The sequence below is a fragment of the Lactobacillus sp. ESL0260 genome (assembly GCF_003692935.1).
GTDB lineage: Bacteria > Bacillota > Bacilli > Lactobacillales > Lactobacillaceae > Lactobacillus > Lactobacillus melliventris.
In genome coordinates, this window is record NZ_REHO01000013.1 from 151,048 (window position 1) to 168,902 (window position 17,855).

Sequence of the window (17,855 nt, forward strand, 5' to 3'; positions counted from 1 at the left end):
TTCACCTATTCTGTTTTGCCGCTAATCGTTTAGACCATTTTGATAACGGATAATCTATTATGAAATACAGGAAGAAAATCAGACCATAAATCCAAAAAACGGCTGTTGGATATTTTTGATTATTAGCTTCAATAATCTGTTGACCAATAGCAATCACGTCCATGATGCTGATCATCATTAATAAAGAAGTCGTTTTGATTACTCTTGTTGCCAGATTAATAGTTGCCGGTAGTTCCAATTGCACAGCTTGAGGTAATAAGACATAGCGCAAGAGTTGCATTCTGCTTAAGCCCAAAGCCAAGCCCGATTCTTTTTGCACAAGTGGAACTGATTCAAGTGCGCCACGAACAATATCGCTAAATTCAGCTGCAACCCATAAAGAAAATGCCAAAACCGCCATCCAACTAGCTGGCCAGTTAATATGGAAGGTACGCGGCAAAATATAATAAAACAAGAAGAGTAATACGATTGTGGGAACTATTCTAAAAAATTCCAGATACAGTCGTAAAATGAAGCGCATTATTTCATTAGGTAAAGTCCGCAATATTCCTAAAAGCGTGCCCAAAATTAAGCCAATTATTAAGCTAACTCCAGCTATCCAAACTGAGGTCCATAAGCCTTGCAAAATTCTACTGAAGTTATTACCGGTAAATAAAACATTAATCGCCGAATGTGCCATAGCGAACCTTCCTTTCTAAATAGTTTAAAAGCAAAATAACCGGAATTAGAATAATGGCATAGGCTATGACCAACACCAGTAGATATTCATTGGAACGGTAATACAGCCCGATCAAGTCCAAAGCAGTGTTAGTCAGCTCGGGAATTGCAATGACCGAAAAAATTGATGTTTCTTTGATTAAGAAGATCACGTTAGCCGTTAAGGCTGGCATACTCAAAGCAAAGCCTTGTGGAAAGACCACATAACGTGCTATTTGCAAGTTATTCATCCCTAAGGCTTTGCCATCATCAATTTGACTTGGACTGACCCCGGCAAAACCGCCTGTAAAGCCCTCAGCCATATACGCTCCACCCAAAAATACCAGACCGATAATCCCGCAAGTTTGAGCCGACATTTTTAAGCCAATGACTGGAAAAGCATAATATAGAAAAAATAATTGGATCAATAAAGGTGTATTTCGTGCCAATTCCACATAGGCTGTGACTATTTGATGCAAAACGGGCACTTTAAAATACTGCACTAAACTACAAAAAATACCCACGAGGATTGAGCACACAATTCCCACACATGATAGCCAAAGGGTCAACTCAAAGGCTTTCAAAAAAATAGGCAAACTCTGTGTAATTATCTGCCAACTCATTTTTTACCTCCCACTTTTAAATAGACGACCTGATCTAAGAGTTAGAGAATCAAGCAGTCAGAAAAACAAAAAATCTACGAATCAGATTTATTCGCAGATTTAAATGTCATAATTGCTAACACCATTGAAACAAGTGAAAAACTAAGTTCCAACTACTTTTATCAGGAATCACTGTTATTTTCCCTTTTGTAGTCAGACTTGCCTACTTCTTGTTTTCACTTCCTTTTTGTTAGCAACTACAAGTGTCTCTAATGCTATGCGTTTACTTACTTTTTGTCAATTACTTTGCTTAATATTACTTTCATTTTTCCAATTTTTGTTAACAAAAAACGCGCTTAGTCAAGCGCGTTTTAATTATAATGTACCTTTTTTAAGCTTGTGATTTTTCTTTAATTGCTTCAGCAGACTTTTGTAATAATTCTTCTTCTGCAGCAGTTAATTGTAAATCAATTTTGTGAACAATTCCCTCGCGGCCAACAATTGCTGGATAAGACATATATGTACCGTATTTTTCTTGATAACTCGAAACAGGCAATTCAGTCCGAGAATCTGTCAAAACAGCACGAACAATTCTAACGCCAGCAGCGGAAACTCCATAGTTAGTGTAATGCTTACCCATAAAAACAGTTTGGCCACCGAATCTAATTTCATCCTCAAGGTCACTTGGTTGCCATGATTCATTCTTAGCCAGTTCAGTTATAGGTTTTTCGAATACTTTTACAGTTGACCAGGCAGTAAATTGCGAATTACCATGTTCACCTAGTGCAAAGCCACTTACAGAACGAGGGTCAACGTTAAACTTTTTAGCAACCACTTTCTTCATCCTGGCTGTATCAAGCAAAGTTCCAGTTCCTATTACATGTTCTTTTGGTAAACCTGTTAGTTGCTGATAAAGACTGGTAATTGCATCTACCGGATTGGAAATAACAATCAAAATTCCGTTGAAGCCGCTATTTTTAATAGACTCTGTAATCGGACTGAGCTGTTTTTTATTGTATTCCAATTCTTGAAAACGATCGCCTTGTGTTTCTAAAGATATTTTACCTAAAGTGCTAATGACAATGTCGGCATCTTTCAATGCGTCATAGTCATTAACAATAATGTTGACATGATTTGGCAAATTAGCCATAGCATCCTCAAAATCAATTGCGTCAGCTTTGACTTTGCCTTCATTAACATCGATCATTACCAAGTCATCGACTAATCCTGAAATTATTAATTCGTGAGCAACAGTGCAACCAACGTGACCGTCACCAATAATACCTATTTTTGTTGTCATAATTAAGTACCTCTCCCTTAAAATATCTGACATATTGTCAGCCAAACTCAATTACTCCTCTATTATACAAAGATAGGGCTTTCAAGGTTACAATTTAAAGAAAAAATTTTTGAATCTTAATCTTTAAAAGACAAATACTTTTGGGTTTTTATTTAATATCTTTTCTATAAGGAATTGAAGGTTGGGCACTGTACTTTTGAACGGTAAGTGACGAGGCTTTATTGGCAAAAAGAATGGCCTCTTTTAAGTTGGACAGATCTGGATGCAACACACTTGCCATTGCCCCAATAAATGTGTCACCAGCTGCTGTAGTATCAACAGCTTTAACTTTAAAAGCAGGAATGAGTTCATTTTTACCTTGATAAGAATAAAATGCACCCTTGTCACCGATAGTAATGATAACTGTACCCACGCCTTGCTCGTGCAATTTATCAGCAGCCTTTTGTGCGGCTTTTTCATCAGTTACTTTAACGCCTGTAATAGTTTCAGCCTCTGTTTCATTTGGCGTAATGATATCAGTCAGTTTTAATAATTCTGTTGGAATTTGAGCCATTCCAGGAGCTGGATTTAAAATTGTTCTGACACCTGCCTCATGAGCAATTTCAAAGCCCTTAATTGTAGCTGCAAGCTGTGTTTCAAACTGTGCAATAAGAAAATCTGCATTTTTTATTAAACTCTGGTTTTGTAAAACCTCATTTGCTCCAAAAGCGTAATTAGCTCCTGCATAAATAGTAATCGAATTTTGACCACTGTCATCAACCGTGATAAATGCTTGACCAGTAGATTCTTTAGTGGCTGTAATTATGCCACTAGTATCAATATTTTCGCTTTTAAGCAAGTTCAGCATTTCTTTTCCTGGTGCGTCAGCGCCAACTCCGCCAATAAAACTTACCTCAGATCCTGCTCTAGCTGCAGCTACTGCTTGATTAGCACCTTTACCTCCCGCAGCTGAATAGTGATCTGTAGCATGAATTGTTTCACCGGGTCTGGGCATTTGCTTGACACGTAAGTTGGTATCCAAATTAATACTGCCAATAACTGTAACTTTATTCATTTCTGCTCCTCAAAAATAAAATTTTTGCCTGATTCAACTCAAATCATATCATATCAAAATCTGCTTGCAACAAAACCTGAATTTTGTAATTTTTTCATTTAATTTTTAGTTATTTTTGCTTAAGTGGCGTTAACAGTTCTTTTTATTTTCTTAGAGAAAGAATATAATACAGTTTAACTTAAAATAAGTAAGGTAAAAATATGAAAAGAGAACTTAACTTTTTCGCCGCATTAGCAACTGTCATGGGCACCATGATTGGTGGCGGTGCTTTTTTTAAAATTGCTAATGTCTCCGCATTGACTCATAATGCATGGCTTAGTATCATCGTTTGGCCTTTTGCCGGTTTTATCACACTAATGGCAGGACTAAGCATAGCTGAATTAGCGTCAATTTATCCTAAAGATGGCGGACCTGTCAGATATCTGGAAGAAATTTACGGACCTAAGATAGCCTTTCTTTTTGGCTGGTCTTTGATAATCGTCTATTATCCAGCAAATATTGCAGCACTTTCAATCGTGTTTGCCACTCAGTTAAAAGAAATACCACATTTTAAAGGCTTGTCTACTACGGTAATTGCCCTAATTGTCATGTTGACAATCCTATTGATAAATTGGATCGGTTCTAAATTGAGCGGTCAAGTGCAAAAAATAACTTTAGTTATTAAACTACTCCCAATTGCGGCAATTATCATTTTTGCTTTGTTTTACAGAGGGCCTAACCAATTAGCTGGTGCTCTAGCACCACACATTTCTTCTGCTTCAGGTGCAATGGCTTTTGGGCAAGCTCTTTTGGCCGTACTTTTTGCCTATGACGGCTGGCTAAGTATCGGTAATTTAGCCAGTGAAATTAAAAACCCGGCAAAAACGTTGGCCAAAGCGATCATCTGGGGACTTTTTGGAGTAACAATCTTTTACACTCTTCTTAATTGGAGCTATGTCAGAGTTATTCCCTGGTCTAAGGTTGTAGGTAACCAAACAACAGCTCTGCTTACTGCTAAAAAATTATTTGGCAGTGTAGGTGGCACTTTAGTCGCTACAGGGATATTAGTATCTGTATTCGGTGCTATTAATGGACACCTTCTTCTAGGGTCAAGAATGCCCTATGTTTTGGGTAGAGAAAAGAAGCTGCCAGCCGCAAGCTTCTTCAGCAAACTAAATTCAAAAACTATCGTGCCTACAAACAGTATGATTTTTGAATGCGTAATTGCCACCATTATGATTTTTTCCGGTACATTTGACTCATTAACAAACATGTTAGTCTATGTTTCCTGGATTTTTTCAATTTTATTATTTTTAGGAGTTCTTATCTTACGTAAAAAACAACCAGATCTTTTACGACCATACAAAACTCCCTGGTACCCTATTCCACCAATTCTAGCAATCTGTGGTGCGTTATTTATTGTTATTACCACCACGTTTACCCAGCCACTTTTATCACTTACAGGTATTTTACTGACGCTTAGTGGTTGGCCGGTTTATGTTTATGTGCAAAAGAAAAATCGTACTTAAAAGCTATTTATAAACCACTCAAATATAATATTAAGCACTTGAAATAAAATTATACGTCTTTATTTATTTAATAGAAAGTTACTCATTAATAATTCAAAATAGATTAATGTGGTACCAAAAAATAGCTGTGGATAATGACTGTCAAATGATGAAGGGTTAAAAGTTTCTGTACTTATTGTAAGAGTAGCATGCTTTGCAATAGTAGAACTTTTGTCGCCAACAAAGGCTAATACATCACATCCATTATTGTGAGCTTGTCCACATAATTCAGCTAGTCTTTTTGTCTCTCCGGAATTACTAATAGCAATAATTAGCACGTTTCCGTTTTCTCTCAGCAATTCCAAATGGGAGTTTGCCGTGCACCTCAAGCCATTCATATTTAAGTACTCATTCATATAGTTTGCTAAATTTTGTGAAAATCCACTCCCTAAAATCATGATCATTGAATTTTTGTGTTTATTCATGAGCTTTAGAAAAGGTTTTGTGTATTTTTTTATTTGAAAATCCATTTCTAAATTACTAGGAAAAACAGGTGTATCTGTTATCAGAAAAACGAGTTCAGAATATCCTGATAAGTTCATTTTTTTGCAAGTTTTTATAATAAAACTTGGTGAAGAATATGTCTTCTTAGCTAATTTTCGGATACTCATATTTTTTAAACTTGCACGGTTCTTATTCATGTATATTAATATTCTTTTTTCATCTGCATTCAATTGATACTTTTCACAAACTTTTTCTATGCTCACTATTTTTCTCCTTTTACAAATATAAATACAGTTTCAATAAGTTAAAAAATGACCAATATCCTCAAATTGAAACAAATTATTACTCATAATGTATTATATAATCCGATCAATTATTCTTTCAACAACAATTTTTGTTTGGCTTAATAGGAACTTTTTAATTAAATATCCTTTTTTTAGCACACTTTTGTATAAAAAAATTTAAAATTATTTTTCTAACTATATAGCTTATGCTTGAATTATTTTCAATACCATAAGCTTTTTGTTTTGAATTATTTTTATTAAATAAACGGCTAAAAATAAACATATTTTTAATAAATAAAAACATGTTCACAAAAAGGTGCAAAATCTTTATTTTTTGACCTAATTTATTATTATAAATTTGTTTAGAAAATATAACTTTTGCACAAAAGAGTGAGTCGAAATAATGGGATAGATAATTAATAGTTTTATTTAACAACTAATTAAATAGCTTATTTAGATTCTTCAAATTAGTTTATTTTCTAAATTTATATACTTTAAATTTTATATAAAACTTTTCATAAATAAGAAAGGAATATTATGGCTGAAGAAAAAAACAATCTCAATCCAACTAACAATTCTGAGTTTCTAGCTGATCCTTGGGCTAGAACAAAAACTCGTAATGGCTTGGCTGCAGATGAAGTAATTTCTGCTTTGCAAAAATCAATCCGCAAGGGAAAAGAGAGAGCTGCCTGTGAATTTGCTTACGAAATGTATATTTCATCTCCAGATATGGAAGAAAAACTTTGGCGCCGGCTTCAAGCAATTTCAGTTGAAGATATCGGTATGGGAAACCCTCAAGCAGCAATATTGATTAACAGTCTTAACCAAATGAGAAAAAGCTTTAGTTATAATGAACCTGATAGGGCAATGATGTTTGTTCACGCAATTCGCTATCTTTGTGAATCAACTAAAGACCGTTCGTCCGATCTTCTTAAAAATATTATTATTAAAAAATTTGCTTTAGGCTATGTTCCAGAGATACCAGATTATGCATTGGATAAACATACAACTAGAGGTAAAAAAATGCATCGTGGCAGTATGCATTTTTTGGAAGTTGATTCTAAAGTTACCCCACAACTTAAAGTCAGCAACAATTATTGGGAGGAATATCACAAAATCAAAGAAAATTGGGATGAAAGTAAGGTTATTAAGAACGCTTTTAAATTTAACACTTATCAAGTTTAATGCTGCTTTTATTCAATAGGAGAAAACTATGACTAAACAAAAAATGGGAAAATACTCTATCATTAACAAACTTGATAAAACTTTAACCCCAATTGGCCAAAAAATAGGAAATGAAAAACATCTTCAAGCCATTTCTAATGGCATGCTTTTTGGATTGCCCTTTTTAGTTATTGGTTCATTTTTCCTAATATTAGCAAATCCACCAATAATAATAGAGAAATATAATCCGGCAACAGCCAATTTCTTTGTTAAATTAATCGCTGGTTGGAAATATTGGGCTATAGCCCATTCTGCTCAAATTACTTTACCGTACAATATGACTATGGGTATATTCGGGATGATTAGTGCCTTTGGTATTGCCTATGAACTCAGCAAAGGAAATCACCGCTTTCATCCTGAAACAGACGGAATGATTTCAATGGTGGTTTACCTAATGGTCACAACTACCGTTAACAAAAATAATAGTATTAGTTTAAACAATTTAGGTACAAATGGATTATTTGTAGCGATTATAATTGGACTTCTATCCGTAGATATTAATAAGTTAATTGATAAAAAGAATTGGAAAATTAAGCTTCCTGAAACAATTCCACCAATGGTAGCAAATTTTATCAATTCCTTGATTCCGCTCTTAGTAAATATTGTCATTTTTTATGGAGCAAATTTAATCCTTGTCAGCATTACACATTCTGATTTTACGACCTTTATAATTAAATGCCTTACGCCAGCTACATTTCTTGCTAACAGCTTGTGGGGCTATATTTTAATCGTTACAATTGGAAATCTACTTTGGTTAATCGGAGTTAATGGTAGTAACGTTATTTTCCCCATTATATTCGCTACTGGAATAGCTGCTACTGGCGCAAATGCTGCACTGGTTGCCAAGGGAAATATGCCAACAAATATTATGAATTTACAAATGTTTCGGATTGCAGTTTTAGGCGGGTCAGGAAATTCTTTGGCATTAGTTCTTTTGATGATGACAAGTAAAGTGGAAAAATTCCGAGTTTTGGGTAGATTATCAATTATTCCAGGAATTTGTAGTATAAACGAACCAGTCATTTTCGGAGCACCTATTTGCTTTAATCCTATTCTAGGAATTCCGTTTTTAATCGCACCAATAATTAACTTAGTTTTGACTTATGTGGCAGAAAGTTTGCACTGGATTGGTTTAGGCTATATAGTTGATCCATCATTCACACCGTACTTTTTCCAAGCCTATATTAGTTCAATGGATTGGCGAAATGTTATTTTTGAAACTCTATTGATTGTGATTGGCATTTTTATCTATTTGCCTTTCTTTAGAGTGGCTGAAAAGAACGAAATAGAATTAGCAAAGTGAGTTTTTTGTGATTTGACTTTAAATTTTTTTACTAATCTAAAAGAGCACTGAGCTTTATTGCTCAATGCTTTTTTTAGATACTATCTAAATTTTTAGCTATTTTCTTGAGATCACCATAATATTCCTATTGTTTATTCCTACATAAGTAATTTAAACTTGTTATTCTAAATTGCAATAATTTTAGAGCATAAGGATAAAATATAACTGATGATTTATGATTTTAAAACATATTTTATATTTAAAAAGTAAAGCAAATTTAATCAATTCTATTTTTTAGAATTTCTTTTTTTTATTCTAGAATTGATTTTATTCACCGTGTGTACTTGCGACAAAATAACAATTAGCCAAATAACGATATAAACTAATATAAATACGCCTATCAACCAAAAATTAATCGGCCACTTATTTATCCAAGACATTAATAACACCAGTAAAAATGTGCCTATGATATGAACACTGAAGGCAATAGCAGGTGGTACATCCATTGCAAAAATCATTGATAAAATGCCTATTAACCCTGAAATAATAAAAACAGAAATAACACCTAAACGGGTAGGAATACTAGGAGAAGCAAAAGTCAGTATTATCAAATAAGTAGCTGCACCAAAGCCCACACCGGTAAAGAAATAGTTAATGAAATTACTCAATTTTCTCATTTTTATAGCCCCAATTCTTTTTTTAATGCCGGCAAATATAATCTGGAAACGTCAGCTTTTAAATTATTTTTTAAAAGTGCGATCATATTTCCTGCAAAGCCTACTTCTATCGATTCCAGAAAATTAATATTGATAATGCCATGTTTAGAAACCTGAATAAACCCATCACCCAATTTTTCAAGTACCTGATATAAGCGACCAGTGGTTTTTATTATGTCTTTAGTAGTATAAAATGTGATATCTGTTGTTTGGATTTCTACTTTAATAATCTCAGTAGGTTTAATTGTTACTATGCGGTCTTCTACCTTAATTGGTAAAAGATGATATTTCTTTTCGCCGAATTTATGCAAATAATCTATTAAATTATCAACTACTTCACTTTTTTGAGCTGCCTTAATTTCAACTTCAATGTCTTCTTTGTTTAAAGCAGAGTCCGTCTTAAATTCAATCTTCACTTTACTTATTGCGCCTTCTATCAGTGATAAGCGAAAGCATAATAATCACTAAAATTAGTATTGCAATCATTAATAGCAAAACAAGCATATTATTTAGCCTGTTACTATTAATTTTGAACTGTATCCCTAAATAATTAATTAAATGCCGTTTTACATTAGTGGGGAGAGTAGCTAATGTTGGCTTAAGTAAAAAGCCTCTTAGAGCAGCTGCCTCATAACTACTTGGTACTAATTTTACCAAATTTTGTGCTCCAGAAACCAATATACCATATGGTAAATAAGTCGCAACCGCGAAACCGGCAGCAGCACCTAATACAGCGGAAAATCGGCTAAAAGTAGTGCTGGAATGCATGAACAGCACAATTATCTCATCAAGTAAAGTTGCTGCAATTGCACCCACGAAAATAAATACAAGCCCAGGTAGATATGCTTCTTGAGGAATTTTTACTTTATCTACTAGTGCAAAATAAGCTGCCATCACAATAAACGTGATTATTTGCATAAGGAAGCTAACTACTCCCCCGCTCAAAACATAAGCAAGATTTTGTTTGAATTGTGATAAACCTGTCAGTTGAAAATCGGCAACAGCATGAGTTTCTTGATCAGTAACTTGCTGGCCAAGAGCTTGAAAAGCCGTAGTAATACCAGAAACTGCAACAATACCGGCTATCATCCACAAATCTAATATTTTAGTAACATGTGGTAAATTTTGCCAACTTTTTTCTAGATTGTTTTGCAAAAAGCCAATATAAATAAAGAAAGATATCAGTGCACCGAGGCATGACATAATTACACCAGTAATGTTAGAAAAATAGATTTTTAAATTTCTGCGAAACAAAGCAACCATTTATTGTATCTCCTTTCCTGTAATCTGCAAAAACGCATCATTGATCGTTCCTTTAGAATAAGTAAAGTCAGCGATATTTTCCTGATTGTTTTTTAATAATTCAATGGTTTCTTGCGCTGATAAGGAATCAATTTCAACTTGCTCACGATTAAGCCGAATAACTTTTTGATTAGTGTTCAAAGACTGAATATCGCCAACGGTGAGTATTAATTTATTAGGAGCATATTGGCTCTTAATTTCTGCAGCAGAACCACTAGCTAGGATTCGACCATTTTCCAAAATGTACATTTGATCAGCATTTTCAGCTTCTTCTAAATAATGCGTTGTCAAGAAAATAGTGAGTTCTTGTTGTTGTTGCAGTTTGGTCAATAATTCCCAAATAGCATTTCTGGTTTGAATATCAAGCCCTGTAGTTGGTTCGTCTAGAAACAGTAAATTTGGTTTACAAATAAGAGCCCTGGCTATGTCTACCCTTCTCTTTTGACCGCCTGATAAAGTGCCGAACTTTTGCTTTAAAAAATTTTTAATACCGATTAAGTCAATTAATTGTTCAAGCCACTCCTGGGAAAATTTGGGGTACATCTTTGCTCTTAAATAAAGATTATCTTTAACCGTTAACTCATTATCTAAAATGCTATTCTGAAAAACTAAGCCTATTTTCAAATCTGCCGCATATGAAATGACACCTGAAGTAGGCTTTAATAATCCGGTTAGCATATTAATCGTGGTAGATTTACCCGCACCATTTGTTCCTAAATAAGCAACAAGCTGGCCCTCTTTAATTTGAATATTAGCTTTGCTGACAGCAACCTTATTACCAAATTTTTTCGTCAGTTCTTTTGTTTCAATCAGCATAATTGGCATCTCCTTTTTCTAATTAGAGCCATCATACTAATAAAATAAAAATTTGTAGCAAACTTATAGATAAGCAACCAAATATTCAACACAAAAAGACGAAATTAAATCATGAAATATAAAAAAGGCTACATTTAGTAGCCTTCCACATATGATTTGATAGAAACTTAATGCTGCTCAAAAGCAAAAACGATTTGATGTTTCTTGGTAGTATTAGCAGGTAAAACAATATCTCCAAAATCTCGGTGATTAATTGCATCTGGTAATATTTGCGCTTCTAAAGCGACAGCTTCACTTGGCTGCGCAATTGAACCGTTATCCCGCTTAAATTTTACTCCAGTTTGCTCCTGCGTCATGGTATACATCACTAAACAATTGCTTTCACTTGAAATAGTAATTTGACGGCCACTTTCTTTTTCTCTCAAAGTAGCGACAGGCTTCATTTGATTTTCTTTACCATTAATAACGAACGCGTCATCGAAACCTTTATTGGCTTCTAGTGCAGCAGCCAAATTATTAAAATCATGAAAATCATACGGAGTATTGGCATTTGCCAGCATTTTTCCAGTCGGAATTAACTCAGAGTCAAGTTGTAAATGTTTCTCACTATTTATCTTAATTTCGTGCGTACTTAAATTAGGCTGGTCACTTAAATTAAAGTAAGCATGACAAGTAGGATTAAACAGTGTTGTTTGCGTACCATTTTCAGCTTTATAAGAGATTGTTACTTTATCTTCATTATCTAAAGTATAGGTAATGCTTACCAGCATATCGCCAGGAAATCCATCATGGTCTTCATTAATCTGGTGTGTAAATATTGCACTCACACTGTTAGCAGTTTTAGCGGTTTGTACTTGCCAGTTTAAAAAGCGAAAGCCGTTATTACCACCATGCAGTGTATTGCCATTTTCGTTGGTGGGAACTTGCACATTAACCCCATCTAAAGTGAACTGGCCTTTTTTAATTCTGCCAGCTACACGTCCAATTGATTGGCAGCAACATAAACCGTTAGAATAATAATCTGCACAATGATCAAAGTTCATCAACAAATTCTTTTGTTGTTTATTTTTATCTGGTACCAAAAATTCGTACCAGACAGCTCCCAGCGATAAGCATGAAATTGTTATGCCATGATCATTTTTTAACGTAACCTTTTTGATTTCATTACCTTGATAATTTTCAAATGTTTCCTCAATGTCTTCCATTTTTTTCTCCAGTTAACTTGATCGCATTACTAAAATACACTACTTCAATTATACTATTGAAATAGTGTATTTATTCTAAGAAATCTTAAGCGTATGTGTTTGGGATTTATTAGTTAGCGATTTGATTTTATTTGATACTGCACAGATCAATGCCGTACATTGTTGCAAGGTCAGTAACTTGATCTTCTGTTGCTGCAAAGGAGAAGACAGTATGGTGACCACCACCAGCTTTGATCCACTCAGTAGCACCTTTTTCTAAGCCTACCTTTGGGGTCCATAATTGTTTAGCTACAGGCAAGTGTGGTGTTTCTTTTTCAGCCTTATGAGCATCAACTTCATAAGTAACAAGCTTAAAGTTATTTCTAAAGTCGGCTAAGGTAACATCAATAGCGTCTCCTTCAGAACCTGAAAAGACTAATCTGGCCGGATCAGCTTTACCGCCAATATCCAATGGATGAACTTCAACACGTGGTTTTTCTGAAGCAATTGATGGATCAACTTCAAGCATGTGGGAGCCCAAAATTGCTTCATGACCCGGACGCAAATCAAGAGTGTAATCTTCCATGAAGGCAGTCTTTTGATTATGAGTCATGATCTTGAAAGTTCTCAGTAAGGCTGCTGTCTTCCAGTCACCTTCACCTGCAAAGCCATAGCCGTCACGCATTAACAGTTGAGCTGATAAACCTTGTAACTGCTCTAGTCCATGTAAATCTTCGAAGTTGCTGGTAACAGCGGTATAGCCACCGCGCTCCAAGAAATGTTTCATTGCAATATACTGTTTTAACTGGTAGCGCACCGTTTTATTGTAAACATCTGGATCCATAGCGCCTTGGACTAAAATATATTTTGCTTTCAAATCAGCAAATTCGTCATCGATTTCAGATTCTTTGACTTTTGCCATTTCAGCAACTAAGTCGCCAACGCCGTAATAGTCAACAGTCCAGCCTAATTGAATTTGAGCTTGAACTTTATCGCCTTCAGTAACGGCTACATTCCGCATCGTGTCACCAAAGCGGCAAACTTTTAAATTGAACGATTCATCATAAGCTACAGCAACATTTTCCCAGTCAGCAATTTGCTTCATGATCTTTGGATCCTGCCAATAACCATAGATAATCTTATTATGTTTTTGCAGGCGAGCATTAATATAACCATATTCACGATCACCATGAGCACTTTGATTCAAGTTCATATAGTCAAAGTCAATTGTGTCATAAGGAATATAATTTAAAAATTGAGTTGCAAAGTGTAACAACGGCTTTTGTAATAGTTTTGTACCGCGAATCCAGTTTTTAGCGGGTGAAAATGTATGCATCCATGTGATTACACCGGCAACTTCATCCCTGTAATTGACTTCTTTCATAAACTGGGTAATTTCGTCGGCTGTAGTTAAAACCTTCTTAAACACAACCTTGTAAGGCAAATTGCCTTTTTCATTTAAACCGTCAGCAATTTTTTGCGCATCATCAGCTACACTGCGCAAGGTTTCTTCACCATAAAGGTGTTGACTACCAACTGCAAACCAAAATTCATATTTTGGTACATTTAACATTATTTGTCCTCCTTTTATTTTTAAAAAATGTCTAAACTAAGCTTTAACAATAATTAATTAAAGACTTAAACGAATCATATTCCATGAATATGCGTCGAGTTTTCCTTTCACAGTATTATTGTCGATAGCAACATCTTTTAAATCTGAAATATGCATTAATTGATTTTCATTTGTTGCGTCAAGATCATACCCTGCAAATTGAGTTGCTTTTTTTAAGCTGACATTTGGAAAATTGCAGAGTTGATATTCAAACTGTGCTGGTTCATCAGCCTTATTTTCAATAAATAAGACTATTTCATTTGTTGCTTTGTTGACTGCTGCAGCTGAACTGAGATATGGTACGTCTCTGTTTACTACAGTATAGTTTTCTACTTTACTATCAACCTTAAGCGATTCGCCTTGTGCAAAGTTTGAAATTTGCATAAATGGATAAAAGATTGATTGATACCATACTGATGGGGTTCCTTCATTGTTAGTCATAATTGGTGCAATAACATTTACCAGTTGTGCCAAGCAGCCAATCTTAATCCTGTCGGCGTGCTTTAATAAAGTTAGAGCGAGTGAACCTACAACAAGTGCATCCGCAAATGTATAATGATCTTCTAACAAATGTGGTGCTACTTGCCATGGCTTTTGTTTATCATCATTTTCTTTTGAATGGTACCAAACATTCCACTCGTCCATAGCCAAATACATGGTCTTATCTACGCGCTTACGCGCCTTAACAGCATCACAAATAGAAACCACTTCACTAATAAAACTATCCAAATCAACTGAAGACGAAAGGAATTTTTTAATATCGTGATCATTGTCATCATAATATTGATGAAGTGATAAGTAGTCTACATCTTCATAGACGTTATCTAAAATAGTCTCTTCCCATGAGCCAAAAGTATCTATGGAATGTAGTGAGCTTCCACAAGCTATTAATTCAATAGAAGGATCAACTATTTTCATTGCCTTAGCGGTTTCATGAGCCAATCTGCCATATTCATGGGCATTTTTATGACCTATTTGCCAGTCTCCATCCATTTCATTACCGAGACTCCATAATTTAACATTGAATGGTTCTTTTTGTCCGTTCTTAATGCGCAAATCACTCCAATAAGTACCACCTGGGAAGTTGCAGTATTCGATCAAATTGCGAGCGGCATCTATTCCACGGGTACCTAGATTAATAGCCATATCAGCTTCAGCACCAATACATTTGCACCAATTTAAAAATTCGTGTAAACCAAATTGGTTGGTCTCAATACTTTTCCATGCTAAATCTAGTCTGACAGGTCTTGTATCTTTAGGACCTATGCCATCTTCCCAGTTATAGCCTGAAACAAAGTTTCCTCCTGGATATCTAATTAGGGGAACTCTTAATTTCTTGATAGCTTCAATTACATCGGTGCGAAAACCATCTTTATTAGCTAAAGGATGATCCGGTTGATAAATACCGTTATAAACACAACGACCTAATTGTTCGGTTAAAGAACCCCACATACGTGGGTCAATTTTACCGATTATATTGTCTGAATTAATTTTAAAAGAGGCTTTTACCATTATTTATTCTCCACAGAACTTGATTGGGTACTACTTGAAGCATTACTTTCTGCAACTTCACCAGCTTGTACTGGGTCTTCTTTCTTTAAAGCAAATGCTGAAAAGAGAGTAATAACAAAGACGAAGATACCCATCATGACATATGTATGTTGATAACCAAAACCATCATACATATGACCTGCTACTGATGAAAAGATAAAGACAGATATTTGCTTGGCAAAGTTTGAAGCTAATGCATAAACAGTAGCATATAATCTAATATCAAACGCACCGGCAATGTATTTCATGATTGAAGTTAAAAGCAATGGCATTTCCAGACCAGCCAGCAGTCTAAATACAACTATCCAACCCCAAGTTGGAGATAAAGCAGAACCTAAAATACGAATACAAGTTAAAAAGCCATAAGCAATTAAGCCCTTTTTAGCTCCAATCTTATTGATAATCCAAGGCATTGGAAACATTAAGATAAATTCAATTAAAGTTTGAGCAGATGACATATAGCTGTATACTAAAGTACCTTGAGCTGCGGTAGCAAAGAATGTCTTGAAAAAGATAATGAATTGCTGATCAAAAACATCAAAAATAGCTGATGCACCAACATAAAAGATACATAAATACCAGAAGTTTTTATTCTTAAATACAGAACCAACAATCTGCATATTCAATGAATTAGATGTATCACCGGCAGCTGATGCATTATCCATATTAATTTTATCGCTAAACAACAACAAGCAAACAAAAATTATAGCAGCAATAGAACACATCCAGAAAATTGAATCTGGTTTCCATAGAAACAGACGACCTGCTACTAATGAAGCCACAATTCCGGCTAAAGAACCACCTAAACGTGAGTGGGAATATTCAAAGCCGTTGGCTAAACTAGCACGCTGAACGTATTGTTCAACTACACTAACACCGCCATTTAAAACAAAGCTGAGGAAAACACCGGTAACAAAGGCAACCAAAAATGAATTAATTTTCATTAATGGTATGAAAGCCCATTGGAAGTAAGGCCCAATGAAAATTCCTACTACACCAATAATTAGTATCAAATCTTTCCTGAAAAGTAATTTGTCAGAGATTACTCCAAAGAAAGGCTGGAAGATTAGTGAAATTCCTGCCATCATTGAGAATACTAGCCCTGATTGTGCGCCATTTAGATGACCTACTTGCTCCATCCATAGAGTTAAGTAACCATTTACAGTTGCCCAAATAAAGAAGTAACTAAAATGGGTAAACGGGAAACCCCAAAAATGTTTATTTTCTTTTTTTACTTCACTATTCATTTTTTCTCCTCTATTTATTACTGATAGTTATATGGAACTGGTTTACCAAAAACAGGCATGCCATTTTCGTCCCAAGTGAAAGCCTGAATCTTAGTATGACGGTTTGGATCGTACAAAGGATCTCCTTTAATATCGGTATAATCTCTGCAGTGATAAACTAAAATATCAGTCTTATCATCTTCTGCCTTGGTAAATGAATTGTGACCAGGTCCATATTGGTGATGAGCTAAATCGCTTTGAAATACCGGCTTTGAACTCTTTTCCCAGCTGTTAGGGTCTAACAAATCTGCTGTGTCTGAAGCCACAAGCATGCCCATACAATAGTTCTCGTCAGTTGCGCTTGCTGAATAAGTAAGGAAGAACTTATTACCATGATGAATTACAGCAGGTCCTTCATTTACCCAGAAAATCTTTGTCTCCCAGTCATACTCAGGTTTGGTTAACATGACAGGCTTAGTCTTTAACGTCCACGGATTTTCCATTTCAGCAATATAAATATTTGAATTTCCTTTAATATTTGGATCCTTTTGAGCCCAAACATAATACAAGACATTCTTGTATTCAAAACTGGTTGCGTCTAATGAAAAGCTGTCCATACCAGTCTTTATTTGACCATGCTCTATCCAATTTTCTTCCTTGGTAATTGGGTTAGCCTCATCACATTCGATGCAAAACATTCTGTGTTGAAACATACCATTTTTATCTAATTCCTTTGTTTCTGCTGCAGCGAAGTAAATGAACCACTTACTATCAATATAGTGAAGTTCCGGTGCCCATATTAATTGGCTCATTTCTCCACTATCATGTTTACGCCAAATAGTTCTGGGAGCTGCATGTGCCAGTCCCTCAAGGGTTCTTGCTCTTCTTAATTCAATGCGATTATAAGATGGTACAGAGGCTGTAAAATAATAGTAGCCGTCTGTATGCTTATAAATATACGGATCCGCTCTTTGAATTATTAAGGGATTAGTATAAGTATTAGTTTCCATAATTA

17 protein-coding genes are annotated in these 17,855 nt (G+C 34.9%); 3 read left to right on the top strand and 14 right to left on the bottom strand.

What is annotated here, in order from left to right; genetic code table 11:
* Position 1: 1 nt before the first annotated feature.
* The 4 genes from F5ESL0260_RS07155 to rbsK form a co-directional block, all read right to left on the bottom strand.
* Positions 2–679, bottom strand: a complete 678-nt coding sequence (locus tag F5ESL0260_RS07155) for an amino acid ABC transporter permease (protein WP_122026371.1) — start codon at positions 677–679, stop codon at positions 2–4.
* Complete coding sequence (locus F5ESL0260_RS07160) at positions 660–1,319, bottom strand: amino acid ABC transporter permease (RefSeq protein WP_122026372.1); 660 nt, start codon at positions 1,317–1,319, stop codon at positions 660–662. The genes F5ESL0260_RS07155 and F5ESL0260_RS07160 overlap by 20 nt, the downstream gene beginning before the upstream one ends.
* A gap of 370 nt (positions 1,320–1,689) precedes the next feature.
* Positions 1,690–2,598 (bottom strand): L-lactate dehydrogenase, encoded by a 909-nt coding sequence (locus tag F5ESL0260_RS07165; protein WP_122026373.1) that lies wholly within the window; start codon positions 2,596–2,598, stop codon positions 1,690–1,692.
* 148 nt (positions 2,599–2,746) lie between these two features.
* Positions 2,747–3,652, bottom strand: a complete 906-nt coding sequence (gene rbsK, locus F5ESL0260_RS07170) for a ribokinase (RefSeq protein WP_122026374.1) — start codon at positions 3,650–3,652, stop codon at positions 2,747–2,749.
* A 200-nt stretch (positions 3,653–3,852) separates the two neighbouring features.
* On the opposite strand from rbsK, the gene F5ESL0260_RS07175 reads away from it, so the two are divergent.
* A complete protein-coding gene (locus tag F5ESL0260_RS07175) occupies positions 3,853–5,160 on the top strand; it encodes an APC family permease (RefSeq protein WP_122026375.1) in 1,308 nt (435 codons plus the stop codon).
* A gap of 59 nt (positions 5,161–5,219) precedes the next feature.
* Here F5ESL0260_RS07175 and F5ESL0260_RS07180 read toward each other — a convergent pair whose 3' ends face one another.
* A complete protein-coding gene (locus F5ESL0260_RS07180; protein WP_122026376.1) occupies positions 5,220–5,906 on the bottom strand; it encodes a MurR/RpiR family transcriptional regulator in 687 nt (228 codons plus the stop codon).
* Between the two features lie 558 nt (positions 5,907–6,464).
* On the opposite strand from F5ESL0260_RS07180, the gene F5ESL0260_RS07185 reads away from it, so the two are divergent.
* Together F5ESL0260_RS07185 and F5ESL0260_RS07190 are read left to right on the top strand one after the other, a co-directional pair.
* On the top strand, positions 6,465–7,112 hold the full coding sequence (locus F5ESL0260_RS07185) for a hypothetical protein (RefSeq protein WP_122026377.1): 648 nt from the start codon (positions 6,465–6,467) through the stop codon (positions 7,110–7,112).
* Positions 7,113–7,155: 43 nt separating this feature from the next.
* Entirely contained in the window at positions 7,156–8,454 is a 1,299-nt protein-coding gene (locus F5ESL0260_RS07190) for a PTS sugar transporter subunit IIC (RefSeq protein WP_122026711.1), read from the top strand.
* 266 nt (positions 8,455–8,720) lie between these two features.
* Here F5ESL0260_RS07190 and F5ESL0260_RS07195 read toward each other — a convergent pair whose 3' ends face one another.
* The 9 genes from F5ESL0260_RS07195 to F5ESL0260_RS07235 all read right to left on the bottom strand — a co-directional run bounded on the left by F5ESL0260_RS07195 (position 8,721) and on the right by F5ESL0260_RS07235 (position 17,850).
* On the bottom strand, positions 8,721–9,110 hold the full coding sequence (locus F5ESL0260_RS07195; RefSeq protein ID WP_122026378.1) for a DUF3021 family protein: 390 nt from the start codon (positions 9,108–9,110) through the stop codon (positions 8,721–8,723).
* 2 nt (positions 9,111–9,112) lie between these two features.
* On the bottom strand, positions 9,113–9,565 hold the full coding sequence (locus F5ESL0260_RS07200) for a LytTR family DNA-binding domain-containing protein (RefSeq protein ID WP_046325395.1): 453 nt from the start codon (positions 9,563–9,565) through the stop codon (positions 9,113–9,115).
* 1 nt (position 9,566) lies between these two features.
* Positions 9,567–10,412, bottom strand: a complete 846-nt coding sequence (locus tag F5ESL0260_RS07205; RefSeq protein WP_122026379.1) for an ABC transporter permease — start codon at positions 10,410–10,412, stop codon at positions 9,567–9,569.
* Positions 10,413–11,267, bottom strand: a complete 855-nt coding sequence (locus F5ESL0260_RS07210; RefSeq protein ID WP_122026380.1) for an ABC transporter ATP-binding protein — start codon at positions 11,265–11,267, stop codon at positions 10,413–10,415.
* Positions 11,268–11,434: 167 nt separating this feature from the next.
* The gene (locus F5ESL0260_RS07215; RefSeq protein ID WP_122026381.1) at positions 11,435–12,472 is read right to left on the bottom strand and encodes an aldose epimerase family protein; all 1,038 of its coding nucleotides are present in this window, start codon (positions 12,470–12,472) and stop codon (positions 11,435–11,437) included.
* A 127-nt stretch (positions 12,473–12,599) separates the two neighbouring features.
* Positions 12,600–14,024, bottom strand: coding sequence for an L-arabinose isomerase (araA, locus tag F5ESL0260_RS07220; protein WP_122026382.1), 1,425 nt, complete (start codon positions 14,022–14,024; stop codon positions 12,600–12,602).
* Between the two features lie 57 nt (positions 14,025–14,081).
* On the bottom strand, positions 14,082–15,575 hold the full coding sequence (locus tag F5ESL0260_RS07225) for an alpha-N-arabinofuranosidase (RefSeq protein ID WP_233557725.1): 1,494 nt from the start codon (positions 15,573–15,575) through the stop codon (positions 14,082–14,084).
* Complete coding sequence (locus F5ESL0260_RS07230) at positions 15,575–16,861, bottom strand: oligosaccharide MFS transporter (protein WP_122026383.1); 1,287 nt, start codon at positions 16,859–16,861, stop codon at positions 15,575–15,577. Before F5ESL0260_RS07230 ends, F5ESL0260_RS07225 begins: the two co-directional genes overlap by 1 nt.
* Before the next feature lie 17 nt (positions 16,862–16,878).
* Complete coding sequence (locus F5ESL0260_RS07235; protein WP_122026384.1) at positions 16,879–17,850, bottom strand: family 43 glycosylhydrolase; 972 nt, start codon at positions 17,848–17,850, stop codon at positions 16,879–16,881.
* Positions 17,851–17,855: the final 5 nt, after the last annotated feature.